Source organism: Ruegeria sp. AG7 (genome assembly GCF_056541545.1).
The window spans coordinates 137,738-156,076 of the sequence record NZ_JBQFYP010000001.1 but is presented as its reverse complement, the minus strand read 5'-3'; the positions used below and the strand labels follow the sequence as shown (position 1 = coordinate 156,076).

Genomic DNA, 18,339 nt, shown 5'->3' with positions numbered 1-18,339 from the left:
GATGGGCGCTGCGATCCAGCAATCTTCGGGCGGCAATGGGCGCAGACGTGGTCGGCGTCGCGGTCGCGCGCAGCCGATGGCCGAGATCAATGTGACCCCTTTCGTGGATGTCATGCTGGTATTGCTGATCATCTTCATGGTGGCCGCGCCATTGCTGACGGTTGGTGTTCCGGTCGATCTGCCCAAGACCGCGGCCAGTGCGCTGCCCGGCGACAACGAAGAGCCTTTGACCGTGACTCTGACCGCAGACGGCCGCGTGCAGATCCAGACCACCGATGTGTTGCGCGAAGAGTTGATTGGCAAGCTGCGTGCCATTGCGGCAGAGCGGAGCAGCGACCGGGTTTTCCTGCGGGCCGATGGCGCAATCCCTTATGCACAGGTGATGCAGGTCATGGGTGCACTGAACGCGGGCGGTTTTTCCAACGTTGGCCTTGTGACCGATACCGGTGGGCCGACGCTGGATGAAGGTGGAGAGTGAGGTCGCACGGTGGATACCGGCACCAAGATTTCAGCGATTGCGCATGTCAGCCTGATCGGATGGGCGATGTTCGGCGGCACCTTCAGGTCCGAACCGTTGCCGATGGCTGTGCAGGACGTCTCAGTGATCACGGCTGAACAATTCGCGGCGATGACTGCCCAGCGGGATGCGCCGGAAGTCCCCGAAGTGCCGACCGCGTTGCAACAACCGCCCCAACCGGAGGCTGTGACCAAACCGCCGGAATCCGTGATTGACGAACAGCCGCGCCCTGAACCTGTTGCACCGGCTGAACCAGAACCAGAGCCAGAGCCTGTCATCGTGGAAGCGCCGCCAGAACCCGAGGTTCCTGACGAGCCTCCGGTTCTGACGGAACCTCAGGTCGAGCCTGTTGCACAGCCTGCGCCGCCTGGTCCGGAGGCACAGCCGCGCCCTTCGGATCGCGTCGCGCCCGAGGCAATAGCTCCGCCACCGCCCGAGGCAAAACCTGATGATTTTGAAACGCCGCCGGTATCCCTGGATGAAGGCGCAGAAGTTCAGCAGGAACAGCAGGATCAGACCGCGCCGCAAGAGGCAGCCCCGGAGATTGTGACCGAGGCCGAGGAAACCAAGGAACAGTCGCCCCTGACATCTCCGCGGCCGCGCGTGCGCCCAAACCGGCCAAGGCCGCCATCCGAACCCGCTGTGGCCAAAACGCCTGAAGCGACCCCGGAACCTGAAAAACAAACCGATGAAACGGCAATTAACGACGCCCTGGCCGAAGCCTTGGGCAGCGGGTCCGAACCTTCTGGTCCACCGCTGACCAGCGGAGAGAAAGACGCGATGCGACTGGCCGTCTCTGGATGTTGGAATGTGGGTTCCTTGTCCACAGATGCGCTGAACACTGTGGTTGTTGTCGCGTTTTCGTTGAACCGTGATGGTACGGTCGTCGGCGGCAGCGTTCGGATGCTGGACAGCTCTGGCGGCTCGGCGGGAGCCGTTAAACAGGCCTACGAGGCTGCGCGACGTGCAATTTTGCGCTGCGGGGCCAAAGGATATGATTTGCCTGCTGACAAATACGAACATTGGCAGGATGTTGAGATTACATTTAACCCCGAGAGGATGCGGATCAAATGATGAAGCTTCTGACCAGCCTCTTTGTCGGCCTGACATTGATGTCTGCGCCGGTTTTTGCACAGAGCGGGCCTTTGCGTCTGGAACTGGATGAGGGGATTATCGAACCCTTGCCCTTTGCCGTTCCGAATTTTGTGCCGGACGGCCCGGCCGCAGCTCAGTTCGCGCAAGATATCTCGCGCGTGGTGGCGGCTGACCTGACCGGGACCGGGTTGTTCCGCGAGATATCCTCGGATGCGTTCATCAGCCGGGTCAGCAGCTTCGAAGCTCCGGTTCAGTTTGCGGATTGGAAGGCGATCAACGCTGACGCCCTGATCACGGGCGCTGTCAATGTGTCCGGTCAGAAACTGACGGTCCGGTTCCGGGTGTGGGATGTGTTTTCGGGCCAGGAACTGGGCAATGGCCTTCAACTGGCAGGTACCACCGACGGGTGGCGGCGCATGGCGCATAAGGTGGCCGATCAGGTCTATAGCCGGATCACAGGTGAAGGCGGTTATTTTGACAGCCGCGTTGCCTTTGTTTCGGAAAGCGGTCCGAAGGACCAGCGTCTGAAGCGTTTGGCGATCATGGATTACGATGGCGCGAATGTGCAGTACATGACTGACAGCGCCGCCATCGTTCTGGCGCCCCGGTTCTCACCCACCGGTGACCGGCTGCTTTATACCAGTTATGAAAGCGGCAGCCCGCGCATTTACGTGACTGAAGTCGGGCGCCCGAAACCACGGGAACTGAAGACGCAGGACGGGACCATGAGCTTTTCGCCACGGTTCTCGCCGGATGGCCGGTCGATTGTCTATTCGCTTATTCAGGGCGGCAATACCGACCTGTGGAAAATGGATATCACCTCGGGGCAAAGTACGCGCCTGACCAACACGCCCGCAATTGAAACAGCTCCCAGCTATTCGCCGGATGGTGGCCGGATTGTCTTTGAAAGCGACCGCTCCGGCACGCCGCAATTGTACGTAATGGCAGCAAACGGGGGCGAAGCCACGCGGATCAGCTTTGGCGCGGGTCGCTATGGTACGCCGGTCTGGTCGCCGCGAGGCGACCTGATCGCCTTTACCAAGCAGAACCAGGGCCGGTTCCATATCGGCGTGATGCGCATCGACGGATCAGAAGAACGTTTGCTGACAGCGTCTTTCCTGGATGAAGGCCCCACCTGGTCGCCCAATGGCCGGGTCATCATGTTCACCCGCGAAACGCAGGGGGCCAGCGGTAGGGCATCGCTTTACTCGGTGGATATCTCGGGCAGGAACCTGCGGCCGGTACGTACACCGGACGGGGGGAGCGATCCGTCTTGGGGCCCATTGCAGAATTGATCGCAGCAAAGTTCACAACAAATCGTCCCTGTGGTAGACAGGCGGCAATAAACATAACACGAGGCACCTGAAATGAACGTATTGAGCAAAGTTCTGGCGCTGGGCGCGCTGAGTGTGATCGCCGCCTGCACAAGTAATGACCCCTCGGCCTTGGGCGGCGGTGGTAGCGGGGGCATTGGATCCATTGTCCCCGGATCACCGAGTGATCCGCGCTCGCCGGCGTATTTCCAGCAAACGGTCGGGGACCGTGTCCTGTTTGCCGTTGACCAGTCGACCTTGTCGCCCGAGGCGCAAACAGTGCTGCAAGGGCAGGCAGACTGGTTGCTGGCCAATCCGGATTTTGTCGCAACGATTGAAGGCCACGCGGATGAGCAGGGCACACGGGAATACAACCTTGGTTTGGGTGCCAAACGCGCTAATGAGGCACGAGAATACTTGATTTCACGCGGAGTTGCGGGCAGCCGCCTGAATACCGTGAGCTATGGCAAGGAACGCCCGATCGAGATTTGCAGCACCGAGGAATGTTATTCCAAGAACCGCCGTGCGGTAACGGTTCTGACCGGGTCAACTCTGGGGTAATATGATGCGCATTGCAGGATGGGTTTTGGCGGCGGTTGTGGCGACGGCTGGTGTTGCACAGGCACAGGATCAGCAAACTCTTGCAGATATCCGTCAGGAACTAACGGTGCTACATGTGGAAATTCAGCGTTTGAAACGCGAGTTTTCTACCACGGGTTCACCTGCACCGAACCTGTCCGGCAGTTCGGTCCAAGAACGCGTTGTCGCGATCGAAGCGGAATTGCAGCGCCTGACCCGCCAAACCGAGCAGTTGAACCAGCGGGTGCAGAACATTGTCACTGACGGCACCAACCGAATCGGTGACCTTGAGTTCCGGCTGGTCGAACTGGAAGGCGGCGATTTGACGACATTGGGTGAGACCTCGACATTGGGTGGTGACACGGCCGCTGTGATCACCGGGCCAACAAGTATCGAAACGCCAACGGCGACCGATCATGGTGAACTGGCCATAGGTGAACGTGCTGATTTTGATGCAGCCTCGCAAGCGTTGGCCGATGGCGATTTCCAGACTGCTGCCACGTTGTTTGCGCAGTTTGAAACAAGCTATCCCGGCAGTCCGCTGGCGCCCGAAGCCAACCTGAAACGCGGTCATGCCCTTGAAGGGATTGGCGACACGCGCGAAGCAGCCCGAGCATTCCTGGCCAGCTTCACGGGTGATTCCGAGGGCGCATTTGCACCCGAGGCGTTGTACGAACTGGGTGCGGCGCTTGGCCGTTTGGGACAGACTGATCAGGCCTGCATCACTCTTAATGAGGTCGGAGTACGCTTTCCTTCTGCGCCAGAGTTTTCGAACGCCACGCAGGAGATGACCGCGTTGGGATGTACTTGAACCATCACTCCAGCAAACTACTTGCAGACCTTCGCGCCCGGCTACCCGAAACACTTCCGCGCAAGTTGGGTATTGCAGTTTCGGGAGGCGGCGATTCTGTCGCCTTAATGCACCTTTTGCATCATGTGGCGCAGGATGAGGCTATCACCCTTTTCGTTGCCACGGTCGACCACGGGTTGCGCCCCGAATCCGCGCGCGAGGCCGAAACGGTATCCCGGCAGGCAGCTGCGTTGGGGATGCCTCACGACACGCTGCGTTGGTCGGGATGGGACGGTACCGGCAACTTGCAGGACCGCGCACGTCAGGCGCGGTATGATTTGTTATCCGAATGGGCAAAGGGCCGCGGAATCGATACCATTGCGCTGGGCCACACCGCAGATGATCAGGCGGAAACACTGCTGATGCGGTTGGGCCGATCATCCGGGGTCACGGGCCTGTCCGGAATGGCGGCTATTCGGGAACAGCGGGGGCTTACGATACTGCGCCCAATGCTGGGGATCACCCGTGAACAGCTGCGCACCTATCTGACTGAGGCTGGCGTGGCCTGGGTGGACGACCCTTCGAATCAGGATGCCCGTTTCGATCGGATCAAGGCGCGCGAAGCTTTGGGTGGTCTAGAACCTTTGGGAATTGATGCGCTTTCATTGTCCCGCGTGGCTGACAATCTGGCGCAGGCACACACGGCACTTGGCATCTGTGCGCAAGAATCCGCACGGTCCGTGGCGCAAGTGGATCAAAGTGACGTGAGGGTGAACCGGGCCGGATTTGCCGCGTTGCCCCTTGAGATTCGGCGCCGTGTCCTGCTGGGAATCCTCTCGTGGGTTGCCGGGTCGGGTTATCCCCCGCGTCAGGCGGCAGTGGATCGGGCGATGGATGCAGTTGCGAATGGGCAATCGGCGTCAGTGGGCGGTTGTCTTATTGTTCCACACGGCGGGAGTGTTTGGATTTGCAGGGAATTTAATGCCGTGAAATCTCAGTTGGCCGCACCCGGTGCTGTGTGGGATGGCAAATGGCGGCTGAGCGGACCGGCAACAATGGGCGCAGAAATCCGTGCTTTGGGGGGTGAGGGGTTGCAACAGGTGCCCGAGTGGCGGGCAACCGGGCGTCCCAGGATAGCTTTGACAGCGACGCCTGCGGTTTGGAATGCGGATAGGGTGCTGGCCGCTCCGCTTGCGGGTCTCGCGAATGGTTGGCATGCCAGTCTTGCGTCAGATTGGCCCGAGTTCCACACATCTTTTTTATCGCATTGAACATACGACAAACCTCTCTATTTTAAGAGGTAACTTGGCAGCGTCTCACCTGCCGGAACTTTTAGGAGAATTTCCTTGGGCAACGCTCGCAATATCGCGTTTTGGGTCGTTTTGTTCCTGCTCATCCTTGCACTGTTCAATCTGTTCAGTGGACCGGGCGGAACGCTTCAGAGCAACGAGAAAACCTATTCCGACTTTGTCGGTGCCGTCCAAAGCGGTGAAGTCAAGAATGTGACCCTGGATGGTGAGCAGATTCGCTATACCCTGCAAAGCGGTGCCAGCTATGTCACGATCAAACCCGGCGACGCCGAAGTGACCAAGCTTCTGATCGAGGAAAACATACCAGTCCAGGCCGTAAAACAGCAGCAATCAGGGTTTCAATCGTTCCTGATCACGCTGCTGCCTTTCCTGCTGCTGATTGGTGTCTGGGTCTATTTCATGAACCGGATGCAGGGCGGCGGCAAAGGTGGCGCGATGGGCTTTGGCAAATCCAAGGCCAAGATGCTGACTGAAAAGCATGGCCGCGTGACCTTTGATGATGTTGCCGGTATCGACGAAGCCAAGGAAGAGCTGGAAGAGATTGTCGAGTTCCTGCGAAACCCGCAGAAGTTCAGCCGCCTTGGTGGCAAGATCCCCAAGGGCGCGCTGCTGGTTGGCCCTCCGGGTACCGGTAAGACGCTGCTGGCCCGTGCCATTGCGGGTGAGGCGGGCGTGCCGTTCTTCACCATCTCGGGTTCGGATTTTGTCGAAATGTTCGTTGGTGTGGGTGCGTCTCGCGTGCGCGACATGTTCGAGCAAGCGAAAAAGAATGCGCCCTGTATCGTGTTTATCGATGAGATTGACGCTGTGGGTCGTCATCGCGGCGCCGGGTATGGCGGCGGCAATGACGAGCGTGAACAAACGCTCAACCAGTTGCTGGTCGAAATGGACGGGTTTGAGGCCAACGAAGGTGTGATCATTCTGGCAGCCACCAACCGCAAGGACGTTCTGGACCCTGCGCTGCTGCGACCGGGCCGGTTCGACCGTCAGGTCACAGTCGGCAACCCGGACATCAAGGGCCGCGAGAAAATTCTGGGCGTTCACGCACGCAAGACGCCGCTGGGCCCCGATGTAGATCTGCGCATCATCGCGCGCGGTACGCCGGGCTTCTCGGGTGCGGATCTGGCCAACCTCGTGAACGAGGCCGCGTTGATGGCGGCGCGCGTGGGCCGTCGCTTTGTCACCATGGAAGATTTTGAAAACGCCAAGGACAAGGTGATGATGGGGGCCGAGCGCCGCTCGATGGTGCTGACTCAGGATCAGAAAGAAAAAACAGCCTATCACGAAGCGGGTCATGCTGTTGTTGGTATGTCTCTGCCCATGTGCGATCCAGTCTACAAGGCGACCATCATACCGCGCGGCGGCGCGCTGGGCATGGTGGTTTCGCTGCCGGAAATGGATCGCCTGAACTATCACCGGGATGAGTGCGAACAAAAGCTGGCGATGACCATGGCGGGTAAAGCTGCCGAAGTCATCAAGTATGGCGAAGATCACGTGTCGAACGGTCCTGCCGGGGACATCATGCAGGCCAGCCAACTGGCACGCGCCATGGTGATGCGCTGGGGTATGTCGGACAAGGTCGGCAATATCGACTATGCCGAGGCGCATGAGGGATACCAGGGCAATACTGCCGGGTTCTCGGTATCGGCTCATACCAAGGAACTGATTGAAGAAGAGGTAAAGCGCCTGATCCAGCAAGGCTATGAACAGGCGCATAAGATTCTGACCGATCAGAACGAGGAATGGGAGCGTCTGGCCCAAGGTTTGCTGGAATACGAAACGCTGACCGGTGACGAAATCAAACGCGTCATGAACGGGGAGTCGCCCGGCGACAGTGATGACCGGAACGACAAGTCGGACGAGGGCAGTGCGCCCAGCGTGACAGCCATCCCCAAGACCAAGGCCAAGAAATCACCGCCTGAGGGCGGGATGGAACCTGAACCGACAGCATAACCAGCAAGAACCCGGGCTCTGACCCGGGTTTTTTCTCTTTCCATCAGAGCGTTACTGGGCATTATGCGCTGGCAGACACCAATGGGTAGGGAAGCGCGTATGCCGTTTTTGCGGGAAACCGAATTTGCAGCCGAAGTCGTTTGGCTGGGCCTTGTTCCTGCCGGCGGATCGCTTCTTGCCAAGCCCGTGGAGTTGCTGGATCTTGGGTTTGAGGGCGCGAAAGGCGAACGGCACGAAGGTCTGAACCGTGCGTCCTGTGTTCGGGTCTCGAACCTCTATCCCAAGGGCACTGAAATCCGCAATGTTCGTCAACTTTCGGTGCTGTCCTTGGAAGAGTTGCAGCAGATCGCGCAGAACATGGGGCTGGACCAGCTTGACCCGTCTTATCTGGGCGTATCCATAGTGCTGAAAGGTGTTCCGGATTTCTCGCACATTCCGCCGTCCTCGCGCCTTCAGGCGGTCAACGGGCTGACGATCACTGTGGATATGGAAAACGCACCCTGCGTATTGCCCGGTCGCGAAATCGAAGCGGTTCATCAGGGGTATGGTGCAGGGTTCAAACCCGCTGCCGTCGGGCGCCGGGGTGTCACGGGATGGATTGAACGTCCCGGGCGCATTCAACTGGGCGATCACCTCAAGCTCTTTGTTCCGGACCAGCCTGCCTGGAGCCCCGAAAATATGCAGGTTTCCGATTAGTTACCGATGAAGTGACCTGACGACGCTTCGCGACGCCAGAATGTCGGAATCCATGGCTAATCAGATTGTACACAAGGGTATGGAATGCGTAGCGCCGACGTTAGACGTCGGTTTTGCACGGTATTCAATCAAGGACCCCGGCCAATGAGCTATAAATCCGACATCGAAATTGCGCGTGAAGCGAATAAGAAGCCGATCCAGGAGATCGGCGCGAAGCTTGGAATATCCAGTGATGATCTGTTGCCGTATGGGCATGACAAGGCGAAGGTGAGCCAGGAGTTCATCAACTCGGTGCAGGGTCGTGAGGACGGCAAGCTGGTGCTGGTGACGGCGATCAACCCGACGCCTGCGGGTGAGGGCAAGACGACCACAACGGTTGGTCTGGGTGACGGTCTGAACCGGATCGGCAAGAATGCGATGATCTGTATCCGCGAGGCCTCGCTGGGTCCGAACTTCGGCATGAAGGGCGGCGCTGCGGGGGGCGGCTATGCGCAGGTTGTTCCGATGGAAGAGATGAACCTGCACTTCACCGGCGATTTCCACGCGATCACCTCGGCCCATTCGCTGCTGTCGGCGATGATCGACAACCACATCTACTGGGGCAATGAATGCGAGATCGACACTCGCCGGGTCGCATGGCGTCGTGTGGTCGACATGAACGACCGCGCCCTGCGCCAGATCACTGCCAGCCTGGGCGGCGTGTCGAACGGGTTCCCGCGCGAAACAGGTTTTGACATCACAGTGGCGTCCGAGGTTATGGCGATCCTGTGCCTGTCAAACGACCTGAAGGATCTGGAAAAGCGTCTGGGTGATATCATCGTGGCTTATCGCCGCGACAAGACGCCGGTCTATTGCCGCGACATCAAGGCCGAAGGCGCGATGACCGTTCTGCTGAAAGACGCAATGCAGCCGAACCTGGTGCAGACGCTGGAAAACAACCCGGCCTTTGTCCACGGTGGCCCGTTTGCCAACATTGCGCATGGCTGCAACTCGGTAATTGCCACAAAGACCGCGCTGAAAGTGGCTGACTATGTGGTGACCGAGGCGGGCTTTGGCGCCGATCTGGGTGCCGAGAAGTTCATGAACATCAAGTGCCGCAAGGCGGGCATTGCGCCCTCTGCCGTGGTTCTGGTTGCCACCGTGCGCGCGATGAAGATGAATGGCGGCGTCGCCAAAGCCGATCTGGGCGCGGAAAACGTCGCCGCGGTCAAGGCGGGCTGCGCCAACCTGGGCCGTCACATCGAGAACGTGAAGTCGTTCGGTGTTCCGGTTGTTGTCGCCATCAACCACTTTGTCACCGACACCGATGCCGAGGTTCAGGCGGTGAAGGATTATTGCGCCTCTCACGGGGTCGAGGCGATTCTGTCGCGCCACTGGGAACTGGGCTCGGAAGGGTCTGCTGATCTGGCCCGCAAAGTTGTGGAGATCGTCGAAGGGGGCTCTGCGAACTTCGCGCCGATCTACCCCGACGAAATGCCGCTGTTTGAGAAGATCGAAACCATCGCCAAGCGCATCTACCGCGCCGACGAGGTTCTGGCCGACAACAAGATCCGCACGCAGCTGAAAGAATGGGAAGCAGCGGGGTATGGCAACCTGCCGGTCTGCATGGCGAAAACCCAGTACAGCTTCTCGACCGACCCGACCCTGCGGGGCGCGCCCACCGGCCATTCGGTCCCGGTGCGTGAGGTCCGCCTGAGCGCGGGTGCGGGCTTTGTCGTGGTTGTCTGCGGTGAGATCATGACCATGCCGGGCCTGCCCCGCAAACCGGCCGCGGAAACCATCTGCCTCAATGACGCAGGTGAGATCGAGGGCTTGTTCTAAGTCGCTGAATAAGACATTTCATGGTCCGGAACCCCCGGGCCATGAGGAGACGATGATGCCCACTCTGACACCGCCGCAGGACTGCCATTCGATGCGGGATCTGCGGGTTCAGATCGACAGGCTTGACCACCAGCTGATCGGGATGCTGGTGAGGCGCGCAAGCTATATCGACCGCGCGTCTGAGCTGAAGCCGGGCGAGGGCCTGCCCGCCCGCATCCCGGACCGGGTCGAGGATGTGGTGCAAAAGGTGCGCGCCAGTTCGCAGGCGGCGGGGATGGACCCCGATTTGTCCGAAACGCTCTGGCGCATTCTGATTGACTGGTCGATTGCACGTGAGGAACGTGTGCTCGGCCCCGAGTAAAGACCGGGCGCGTTCTGCGCCCGTTTGGGTTTTGAAAGAAGGGACCAAAGGATGGTAGCGCAGGTTATCGACGGGAAGGCCTTTGCCGCCAAAGTGCGCGCGCAGGTGGCCGATCAGGTTGCAAAGCTGAAAGAGGAAAACGGCATCACCCCCGGCCTGGCCGTGGTTCTGGTGGGCGAGGATCCGGCCAGCCAGGTCTATGTCCGCTCGAAAGGCAAGATGACCGTCGAGGTCGGCATGAACTCGTATGAGCACAAGCTCGATGTGGAGACCTCCGAGGCGGACCTGCTGGCGCTGATCGACAAACTTAACACTGATCCGGCGGTGCATGGCATTCTGGTACAGCTGCCGCTGCCAAAACACCTGAACGAGGATCTGGTGATCAACTCGATCGATCCGGCCAAGGATGTGGATGGGTTCCACATTTCGAATGTGGGCCTGCTGGGCACCGGTCAGAAATCGATGGTGCCCTGCACCCCGCTGGGTTGCCTGATGATGCTGCGCGATCACCACGGGTCGCTGTCGGGCATGGATGCAGTTGTCATCGGTCGCTCGAACATCGTGGGCAAGCCGATGGCGCAGCTGCTGCTGGGGGACAGCTGCACTGTGACCATCGCGCATTCGCGCACCAGGGACCTGCCGGATGTGGTGCGCCGCGCCGATATCGTCGTGGCCGCTGTCGGCCGCCCCGAGATGGTGCCCGGCGACTGGATCAAGGAAGGCGCCACCGTGATCGACGTGGGCATCAACCGCATCGAACGCGATGGCAAGACCAAGCTGGTCGGCGATGTCGACTATACCAGCGCCGCCGAGCGCGCCGGCGCCATCACCCCCGTCCCCGGCGGCGTCGGCCCCATGACCATCGCCTGCCTGCTGGCCAACACCCTCACCGCCTGCTGCCGCGCAAACAAACTCCCCGAACCAGAAGGCCTGACCGCCTGATACACGCGGGGCCGGATCGGACCCTTCGGACCGGCCCCCTTTTTTGGCAGGCAAAGCTCCAGCCAAATCGCCCCCTGACTGCATGGGCAAAGCACCCTGAATGGGTTTGACAGCCGAACAAATCGTGATATCCCTGTAATCCCAGCTGGTTACAGGTGAAGGCACTATTGTGTTTGACACATTCGGGGTGAGCTATGCTAATTCATGCACAAAAGCGGTATGACGTCTAAAATAAGTATAATCCTGAAGGCATTTTCACCGCAACGTGTGGTGGCGGGTTTGGTCTTTCTTCCTTTACTTGCATATGCGTTTCCACCCTTCCTTGATTCTGACCTGTCATTTGGACTGCGGCTTGTATTCTGGGCGGGAGTGATGGTCCTTGCTTTGACGGTTACCGGGCTTGCCAGAAAGCTGATGCGGAAGAACCCCGTTTTCCTGAATGTTCCGGCGAGGGATCTGGCATTTGTTTCTTTGACCTTGGCATTGTTCACGCCTTCACTTTGGATGTTGGCCTGGGTTCTTTTCACCTGTGGTGGATATATGGCGCCGGACGCCGAGAGGATTGTGGTTTATGGCGCTTTGTTCGCGACAGGCTTGATGCTTGTACAGCGCAACGATCTGAATGCCGCGGCAATTACTGAATCTGATCTTGAAAAACCACGACTTGTCAAACGCTTGCCACCCAGATTCAACGGGCAGATCTATCGCTTGACCGTTCGGGATCACAACGTGGATGTTGTCACCTCAGAAGGCACCTTCACGCTCCGGTCGCGTTTCACAGATGCGATTGCCGAAATGGAGCCTGTCCCGGGTCATTGCTCGCACCGTTCGCATTGGGTCACCGACGCATCCATTGTAAGTGTCGAAAGGGAAGGCAGTAAAACCTATCTGAAATTGATCAATGGTGATCTGGTTCCGGTCAGCCGGAAATACAAACCGATGCTGGAAATGGATGGCCTGATCTGAACCTATTGCGGCATTGGCAACATGTATGGACGCGGACCTGTGAGGATCGCTATCGCCTGCGATCCCATCAGTGCCGACAGCACTTGATCAGAGCTGCGAAGCCCCCCGGTAAAAGCGCCATAGGCCGGAAGTATCATGCGATGATCATTCAGCAGAAAAGCGGGGCGTGAAATATGACGCCCCTTGACCCTGATCCGGACTTTTGGATGGTAATGGCCGGAAACTTCTCCTCGCGCGGGATCCTGCGCGATATGACGGAAAACAAGCGGGCCACGGTGCCATTCGAACAGATGGGTTCCACCCAACTCAATATGACCGGGATCGTGGTTCCCCTCAATCCAGATCCACTGACGTCCGGACTGTAAGGTCGCGATCCTCAGCATTTCTGATTTTGGCAGCGCCCGGGCAGCTTCAAGATCATCGAAGCTGTCGCCCAGACATACAATGGTTTTGGCCTTCGTTTGCCCCAGGTCATCTTTCAGGCGGTCGAGCGTTTCACGGCTGTCATAAGGCGGAAGTGAAGGCCCACCACGCCGCGCGACGCGCTCGGATTTACCCAGATGCAAGTCCGACACGCACAGCAAGCTTTCGTCTGGCCACCAAAGCGCACCGGACGGCAAAGCACACAGGCGCTGACCCGCAAAGGGAAACTCAAGTTCGTTCATGTTACGTTCTTGGCCTGTTTCAGGGCCCGGCGCAAGCAGATCAAAGCTGTTCCAACCCCGCCGCTTGCAGCAGCCGCGCGCTTTCTTCCGCCAGAAGCCTTTCTTCGGCACTGCCTTTCACCGGCACTTTGCCAACCTCCAGAAACAGTGGCGCTGACAGGGGCGAGACACGCTCGAGCCGCACCAGATCAATCCTGTCTCCAATTCGGGCCAGCATTGTTTCGATCCGACCGAAATCGACAAGCCCACGCATGGCTTCCTCGCGGGTGATCTGCATCAATAGGTGATCGGGATCGTATTTCAGCAAGGTGTCATACAGGATATCGGACGAAAACGTAGCCTGCCGCCCGCTTTTGCGCTGCCCTGCCATGTTGCGTTCGATCAGACCGGCAATGGTGGCCGAAGCACGAAACGTGCGCTTCATAACGGCGTTACCTGCCAGCCAGGTGTCAAGCCCGTCGCGCAGTGCATTGGGTTGAAGCAACGGGCGGGGATCGGTAACCGCGTCCAGACCCCAGATCAGTGTGGCATAGTCCGTGGCGACAAAACCCAGCGGGGCCAGTCCGGTCTCCTCCATCCGTTTTGTCAGCAACAGGCCCAAAGTCTGTTGTGCATTTCGTCCGGCAAAGCCGTAAACGCAAAGATGTTCACGCCCGTCGCTGGGAAAGCTCTCGATGAGCAGCCGGTCACGCTGGGGCAGGCGGGACATCTGGCGCTGCAAATCCAACCATTCAGCCGTATGAGGGGGAAGCTGTGGCCAGCCCTGTTGGGCAAACATGTTCAGGATGCGGTCGCTGAGCTGCGTGGAGGTTGCGAATTTCGTGCCCGAAAAGGTCGCAATCTTTGGCTTTCGGTCTGCGCGCCGTGTGACTTCGACCACCATCTCGCGCAGTCCCTCATACCGCACGATTTGCCCACCGATCAGGAAGGTGTCGCCGGGCGTCAGCGAGGCAGCGAATGCTTCTTCTACTTCTCCCAGTGGCTTGCCGCCCCGGTTGCGTTTCAGACGAACCTTGAGCGTATCCGTGTCCTGAATCGTGCCCAGATTCATACGAATTCGCGATGCGGCGCGCGGGTCGCGCAGTTGCCATTGCCCGTCGGCGCCGTGTTGCAGCCTTTGCCAGCGATCATAGGCTTGCAGAGCATAGCCGCCGGTAGCACAGAAATTCAGGCAGGCGTCAAACTCGGCCCGCGTCAATTGAGCGTAAGGCCCGGCGGATGTCATCTCGGCATAAAGATCATCGGCGTTGAACGGTCCGGCGCAAGCGGCAATCAGGATATGCTGGCACAAAACATCGCGCGGGCCACGGCCGCGGGGTTCCCCATCCAGCTCATGGGCTTTGGCGGCCTCTAGCGCGGCGACGCATTCGACCACTTCGAAGCGATTGGCAGGTACCAAAAGGGCTTTGGAAGGTGCGTTATAGCGGTGGTTGGCCCGTCCTATCCTTTGCACCAGCCGTTTGACATTCTTGGGCGCGCCGATCTGGATCACCAGATCGACATCCCCCCAGTCGATGCCCAGATCCAGCGAACCGGTGCAGACGATGGCGCGCAAGTCACCTCGGACCATCGCGGCCTCGACCCGCTCGCGCTGCTGCCGGTCCAGACTGCCGTGATGGATGCCGATGGGCAGACCGTCATCATTGGCCAGCCACAGATTGTGAAAGAATATCTCGGCCTGGGCGCGCGTATTGTGAAAGATCAATGTGGTCTTGTGCTGCTTGATCTGCTCCAGCACGGCTGGAATAGCATAAGCCGCGCCACCGCCAGACCAGGGCGGCATCTGCGACGTTTCCAGCATTCGGATATCCGGGTCCGGACCGGGGTCGGCCTGTACAATCTGGCAGGGATCAGGGTGGCGGGCCAGAAAGCGGGCAATCGCAACAGGATCTTCCACCGTCGCCGACAACCCGACGCGGCGCAGATCGGGATTGAGGCGTTGCAGGCGTGCCAGCGCCAGCATCAGCTGATCCCCGCGCTTGCTTTCAGCCAGTGCGTGGATTTCATCGACGATGATCCGCTGCACACCTTCAAACATACGCGGGGCATCCTCGTACGAGGTCAGCAACGCCAGACTTTCCGGCGTGGTCAACAGGATATGCGGTGGATCAGCCCTTTGGCGTTTCTTCTGCGTGGCTGAGGTGTCACCGGTTCGATCCTCGATCCTGACAGGCAGGCCGATCTCATCCACCGGGGTGCGCAGATTGCGTTTGATGTCGGCGGCCAGCGCCTTGAGCGGCGAGACATAGATCGTGTGCAATCCATTGTGGCCAGCATCCGCAAGTTCAGCCAGAGACGGCAGAAACCCGGCCATGGTTTTGCCGCCACCGGTGGGCGCAATCAGCAGTGTCGCCGGGCTGAATGCGCGGTTGAACATCTCTTGCTGATGCGGGTGGATGGACCAGCCTTTGGTGGAAAACCACGCGGCAATCCGTGCGGGAATCTGCGTCATGAACGCAGACTACCCGTCCCGGAGTGGTAATGGCACGGCGTTATTTGACGATTTTCTCGTCTTTGACGAACATGTTGGCCCAGGCCCGGTCAATCAGTTCGGGGCTCATCTGATAGGGGATGCCTTCGAACTCGCAGATCGAGATCATCTGGTCGATAAGAAAGATCGGTTGATAGTTGGCGTAGATGTTGTTGATGGTTGGGTATTTGACTTTCAGCAGATGCACCAGCGCTGCCTCATCCAGCGGCATCCCGCGTTTGCGCGCAACCATGGCGAATATCTTCAGGAAGTTTTCCTGATTCGGGCCGTCGATCTTGATCTTGAAGAAGATTCGGCGCAGGGCCGCCTGGTCAAATATCTCGTTCGGGTGGAAGTTGGTCGAGAAGATGACCAGCGTATCAAACGGAACTTCGAATTTCTCACCCGATTGCAGGCCCAGGATATCCTTGTTCTCTTCCAGTGGAACAATCCAGCGGTTGACCAGCGCCTGCGGTGGTTCGGCCTGACGGCCAAGGTCGTCCACGATAAAGATGCCGCCCGTGGATTTCAGCTGCAGCGGTGCCTGATAGGTTCGCGCGGTAGGGTTATAAACCAGGTCCAGCATACTAAGCGACAGTTCACCGCCGGTGACAACGGTCGGGCGTTCACACTGTACATAGCGTGAGTCGAACCGTTTGCGGCGGCGCAGGCTGTTCGGGTCGTCGGCTTCCTGCTCGATCGCGGTGTGCACGATCGGGTCGTAGACCGTGATCACCTGCCCCGCATATTCGATGGCGTAGGGCACATAGACATTGTCCCCCAGCGCATCGCGAATGCCGTTCGAGATGGACGATTTACCGTTGCCCGGCGGACCATACATCAGGATCGACCGGCCTGCGCTGACTGCCGGGCCTAGATGATCCAGCAGGCTGTCGGGCAGAACCAGATGGCCCATGGCGTTGGTCAACTGGTCGCGCGTGACCTGAATGTTGCGGATCGATTGACGTTTGACTTGCTCGCGATAGACATCCAGCGGAACGGGCATCGCACCGAAATACTCGGACTGGCTGAGGGCATCCAGAGCGCGGGCCTTGCCGGCATCAGTCAGCTGATATCCCATCTCGTTGCCGCTGTTGGCGTTCAGCGTCCCCATTGCCTCAAGCAGCTTCTGCTCGCGTGCGATGTCGATCAGTTCCTGGGTCACAGCGCCAGGCAGACATATGGCCGCAGAAACTTCTGACACGGTGCTGGTGTTCTTGCGGAATATGGTCTTAAGCAAGATATCCCGCATCATCACCAGCGGAAGCTTCATTTCGCTTAACCCCTTCGGGGTAGGGGGGGCCATAACAGAGGAAGTCTGCATATTCATGCGCGGTGCTCGTTCGTCAAATTGTAACGCCAACTGCCCGAATAAGGGCGACTTGAAGGAAAAATGACCCAGCTTTGTGGCGGGACAAAGGCAGCGGCAAGGCGCGCTGATGATAGTTTACGAACCGAGAACAGTACCCAGAATCAGATACATGGCCAGCGAGCCACCCAGTGCGAACCCCATGGGGAACTGTTTGCCCCGATCCCAGCTTTCCCAATGTGGCGCAATGGTGCGCAACCTTGTGATTTTCGCCAAACGATGCGTGACCACGGCGGCCAGAATACAGGCGGTCAGAATAAGCAGCACCAGCTTTAGATCGCCAAGCCAGACAAATGGCGCGGACGCGGCAAGAAACTTAGCGTCGCCCGCGCCCATTGCCCCTGACGCGTTCAGAAGAATGCCGAAAATCAACACCACGGGGATATGCAGAAGGTGCCAGAAATAGATCGGCATCGACATATTGATCAGCAACAGATGACCGCTGACCGCGCCGGTGGACCAGGGCGGGATGGCAACCAGCCCGACCACGACAAAAATCAACGCCAGCGCAACAACTGCATGGTTTTTGATCCGCATCTCACGCATATCCGTGAAGGCCACGTAAAAGCAGATCGGCAGCACGAAGGGCAGGAACCATGCCGCCGCCGCAGCGGGGATTTGCATGTGTCAGGCCTCTTCAAGCGCACGAAGCGAGCGGACCGCTTCATCGAAATGCTGCGGATGGGTGGCAATGGCCTCGCGGAACAGGTTTTTCGCGGTTTCTACATCGCCCTGCTTGACCGCGGAAATACCCATCGTATTCAGCAGTAGCGCCCGTTCAACCTGGGTCATCGGCACCACTGGAAGGCTATAGTTGCCCTGCGCTGACCGGGCCAGCACCAGATTATTCTTGGCAGTGAACAAAGAGCTGTCTTGGCGGACTGCGTCGGTGAACAGGCGTTCGGCCTCGGCATACTGGCCACGGGTCAGTTTCGAATACCCCCAATTGTTCATTACGCTGCCCGGGCGGGTGGTCAGCCCAACGGCCGTTTCATAGAAATGATCAGCCCGCTTCCACTCTTTCCGGGAATCCGCGACCACCGCCTCAAGGCGATAGCGTTTAAAGGTTTCGAACGTTGGGGGAACCGTATCCAGAACGGTTTTGGCCTGAGACCAGTCGCCATTTCGCACCAGCGCATCGGCGTACTCGACCTTGTCTGCGGCGTTCGTACCCTTCATTGTCGTCACGCGCTTCCACGCTGCTGCCGCTTCGGTGGTGCGTTTTGCGCGTCCCAGGGATATTGCCAACCCGCGCTGAAGATCGATGCGATCAGGGTTCTTGAGTGTGGCACCGTGAAAATAGGTCACTGCCTCATTCGGGTCGGCGGCACTCAACAACACATCGTTCAGGTTGGTTTCGTCAATAACGTTCACTTCCTGAAACGTCCGTTCCACTTTTTCCTCTTCGGATTCCTTTGCACAGGCCGAAAGGATCAGACCGCTGAAAACAACAGCCGGAATCAAGAATTGCTGGCGCATTTTTTGCGTCCTT

General features: G+C 58.8%; 17 protein-coding genes. 12 read left to right on the top strand and 5 right to left on the bottom strand.

Features of this window, described 5'->3' with window-relative positions:
• Position 1 precedes the first annotated feature (1 nt).
• The 12 genes from tolR (at position 2) to ACR0BF_RS00770 (ending at position 12,343) form a co-directional block, all read left to right on the top strand.
• Positions 2-478, top strand: coding sequence for a protein TolR (gene tolR, locus ACR0BF_RS00825; protein WP_480473731.1), 477 nt, complete (start codon positions 2-4; stop codon positions 476-478).
• Positions 479-487: 9 nt separating this feature from the next.
• Positions 488-1,591 carry an energy transducer TonB gene (locus ACR0BF_RS00820; protein WP_480624078.1) on the top strand — a complete coding sequence of 368 codons (1,104 nt, stop codon included), beginning with the start codon at positions 488-490 and terminating at the stop codon, positions 1,589-1,591.
• On the top strand, positions 1,588-2,907 hold the full coding sequence (gene tolB, locus ACR0BF_RS00815) for a Tol-Pal system beta propeller repeat protein TolB (protein ID WP_480624077.1): 1,320 nt from the start codon (positions 1,588-1,590) through the stop codon (positions 2,905-2,907). The genes ACR0BF_RS00820 and tolB overlap by 4 nt, the downstream gene beginning before the upstream one ends.
• A gap of 72 nt (positions 2,908-2,979) precedes the next feature.
• Positions 2,980-3,486, top strand: a complete 507-nt coding sequence (pal, locus tag ACR0BF_RS00810; RefSeq protein WP_480518818.1) for a peptidoglycan-associated lipoprotein Pal — start codon at positions 2,980-2,982, stop codon at positions 3,484-3,486.
• A gap of 4 nt (positions 3,487-3,490) precedes the next feature.
• Positions 3,491-4,315 carry a tol-pal system protein YbgF gene (gene ybgF, locus ACR0BF_RS00805; protein WP_480476809.1) on the top strand — a complete coding sequence of 275 codons (825 nt, stop codon included), beginning with the start codon at positions 3,491-3,493 and terminating at the stop codon, positions 4,313-4,315.
• On the top strand, positions 4,306-5,565 hold the full coding sequence (tilS, locus tag ACR0BF_RS00800) for a tRNA lysidine(34) synthetase TilS (protein WP_480624076.1): 1,260 nt from the start codon (positions 4,306-4,308) through the stop codon (positions 5,563-5,565). The genes ybgF and tilS overlap by 10 nt, the downstream gene beginning before the upstream one ends.
• A 75-nt stretch (positions 5,566-5,640) precedes the next feature.
• A complete protein-coding gene (gene ftsH, locus ACR0BF_RS00795) occupies positions 5,641-7,557 on the top strand; it encodes an ATP-dependent zinc metalloprotease FtsH (protein WP_480624075.1) in 1,917 nt (638 codons plus the stop codon).
• A 99-nt stretch (positions 7,558-7,656) separates the two neighbouring features.
• Positions 7,657-8,253, top strand: a complete 597-nt coding sequence (locus tag ACR0BF_RS00790) for an MOSC domain-containing protein (protein ID WP_480624074.1) — start codon at positions 7,657-7,659, stop codon at positions 8,251-8,253.
• 144 nt (positions 8,254-8,397) lie between these two features.
• Positions 8,398-10,074: a formate--tetrahydrofolate ligase gene (locus tag ACR0BF_RS00785; protein WP_480518824.1), complete on the top strand. Its 1,677-nt coding sequence runs from the start codon at positions 8,398-8,400 to the stop codon at positions 10,072-10,074.
• A gap of 55 nt (positions 10,075-10,129) precedes the next feature.
• The gene (locus tag ACR0BF_RS00780; protein WP_480496684.1) at positions 10,130-10,435 is read left to right on the top strand and encodes a chorismate mutase; all 306 of its coding nucleotides are present in this window, start codon (positions 10,130-10,132) and stop codon (positions 10,433-10,435) included.
• Positions 10,436-10,486: 51 nt separating this feature from the next.
• A complete protein-coding gene (folD, locus tag ACR0BF_RS00775; protein ID WP_480554481.1) occupies positions 10,487-11,377 on the top strand; it encodes a bifunctional methylenetetrahydrofolate dehydrogenase/methenyltetrahydrofolate cyclohydrolase FolD in 891 nt (296 codons plus the stop codon).
• 372 nt (positions 11,378-11,749) lie between these two features.
• A complete protein-coding gene (locus tag ACR0BF_RS00770) occupies positions 11,750-12,343 on the top strand; it encodes a LytTR family DNA-binding domain-containing protein (protein ID WP_480473722.1) in 594 nt (197 codons plus the stop codon).
• Positions 12,344-12,345: 2 nt separating this feature from the next.
• Here ACR0BF_RS00770 and pdeM read toward each other — a convergent pair whose 3' ends face one another.
• The 5 genes from pdeM to ACR0BF_RS00745 all read right to left on the bottom strand — a co-directional run bounded on the left by pdeM (position 12,346) and on the right by ACR0BF_RS00745 (position 18,326).
• A complete protein-coding gene (pdeM, locus tag ACR0BF_RS00765) occupies positions 12,346-13,008 on the bottom strand; it encodes a ligase-associated DNA damage response endonuclease PdeM (RefSeq protein ID WP_480624073.1) in 663 nt (220 codons plus the stop codon).
• A 40-nt stretch (positions 13,009-13,048) separates the two neighbouring features.
• Entirely contained in the window at positions 13,049-15,460 is a 2,412-nt protein-coding gene (locus ACR0BF_RS00760; RefSeq protein ID WP_480624072.1) for a ligase-associated DNA damage response DEXH box helicase, read from the bottom strand.
• Between the two features lie 40 nt (positions 15,461-15,500).
• Complete coding sequence (locus ACR0BF_RS00755; RefSeq protein ID WP_480473719.1) at positions 15,501-16,808, bottom strand: ATPase; 1,308 nt, start codon at positions 16,806-16,808, stop codon at positions 15,501-15,503.
• A 117-nt stretch (positions 16,809-16,925) separates the two neighbouring features.
• Positions 16,926-17,471, bottom strand: coding sequence for a prepilin peptidase (locus ACR0BF_RS00750; protein ID WP_480624071.1), 546 nt, complete (start codon positions 17,469-17,471; stop codon positions 16,926-16,928).
• 3 nt (positions 17,472-17,474) lie between these two features.
• Positions 17,475-18,326, bottom strand: a complete 852-nt coding sequence (locus ACR0BF_RS00745; protein ID WP_480624070.1) for a tetratricopeptide repeat protein — start codon at positions 18,324-18,326, stop codon at positions 17,475-17,477.
• Between the last annotated feature and the right edge of the window lie 13 nt (positions 18,327-18,339).

Excerpts from the sequence above, each read along its gene's own strand:
- tilS (WP_480624076.1), top strand. The coding sequence starts at position 4,306 with ATGTACTTGAACCATCACTCCAGCAAACTACTTGCAGACCTTCGCGCC.
- folD (WP_480554481.1), top strand. The coding sequence starts at position 10,487 with ATGGTAGCGCAGGTTATCGACGGGAAGGCCTTTGCCGCCAAAGTGCGC.
- ACR0BF_RS00750 (WP_480624071.1), bottom strand. The coding sequence starts at position 17,471 with ATGCAAATCCCCGCTGCGGCGGCGGCATGGTTCCTGCCCTTCGTGCTG.
- tolB (WP_480624077.1), top strand. The coding sequence starts at position 1,588 with ATGATGAAGCTTCTGACCAGCCTCTTTGTCGGCCTGACATTGATGTCT.
- ACR0BF_RS00760 (WP_480624072.1), bottom strand. The coding sequence starts at position 15,460 with ATGACGCAGATTCCCGCACGGATTGCCGCGTGGTTTTCCACCAAAGGC.
- tolR (WP_480473731.1), top strand. The coding sequence starts at position 2 with ATGGGCGCTGCGATCCAGCAATCTTCGGGCGGCAATGGGCGCAGACGT.
- ACR0BF_RS00755 (WP_480473719.1), bottom strand. The coding sequence starts at position 16,808 with ATGAATATGCAGACTTCCTCTGTTATGGCCCCCCCTACCCCGAAGGGG.
- pal (WP_480518818.1), top strand. The coding sequence starts at position 2,980 with ATGAACGTATTGAGCAAAGTTCTGGCGCTGGGCGCGCTGAGTGTGATC.
- ACR0BF_RS00790 (WP_480624074.1), top strand. The coding sequence starts at position 7,657 with ATGCCGTTTTTGCGGGAAACCGAATTTGCAGCCGAAGTCGTTTGGCTG.
- ACR0BF_RS00745 (WP_480624070.1), bottom strand. The coding sequence starts at position 18,326 with ATGCGCCAGCAATTCTTGATTCCGGCTGTTGTTTTCAGCGGTCTGATC.
- ACR0BF_RS00780 (WP_480496684.1), top strand. The coding sequence starts at position 10,130 with ATGCCCACTCTGACACCGCCGCAGGACTGCCATTCGATGCGGGATCTG.
- ACR0BF_RS00785 (WP_480518824.1), top strand. The coding sequence starts at position 8,398 with ATGAGCTATAAATCCGACATCGAAATTGCGCGTGAAGCGAATAAGAAG.
- ybgF (WP_480476809.1), top strand. The coding sequence starts at position 3,491 with ATGCGCATTGCAGGATGGGTTTTGGCGGCGGTTGTGGCGACGGCTGGT.
- pdeM (WP_480624073.1), bottom strand. The coding sequence starts at position 13,008 with ATGAACGAACTTGAGTTTCCCTTTGCGGGTCAGCGCCTGTGTGCTTTG.
- ACR0BF_RS00770 (WP_480473722.1), top strand. The coding sequence starts at position 11,750 with ATGGTCCTTGCTTTGACGGTTACCGGGCTTGCCAGAAAGCTGATGCGG.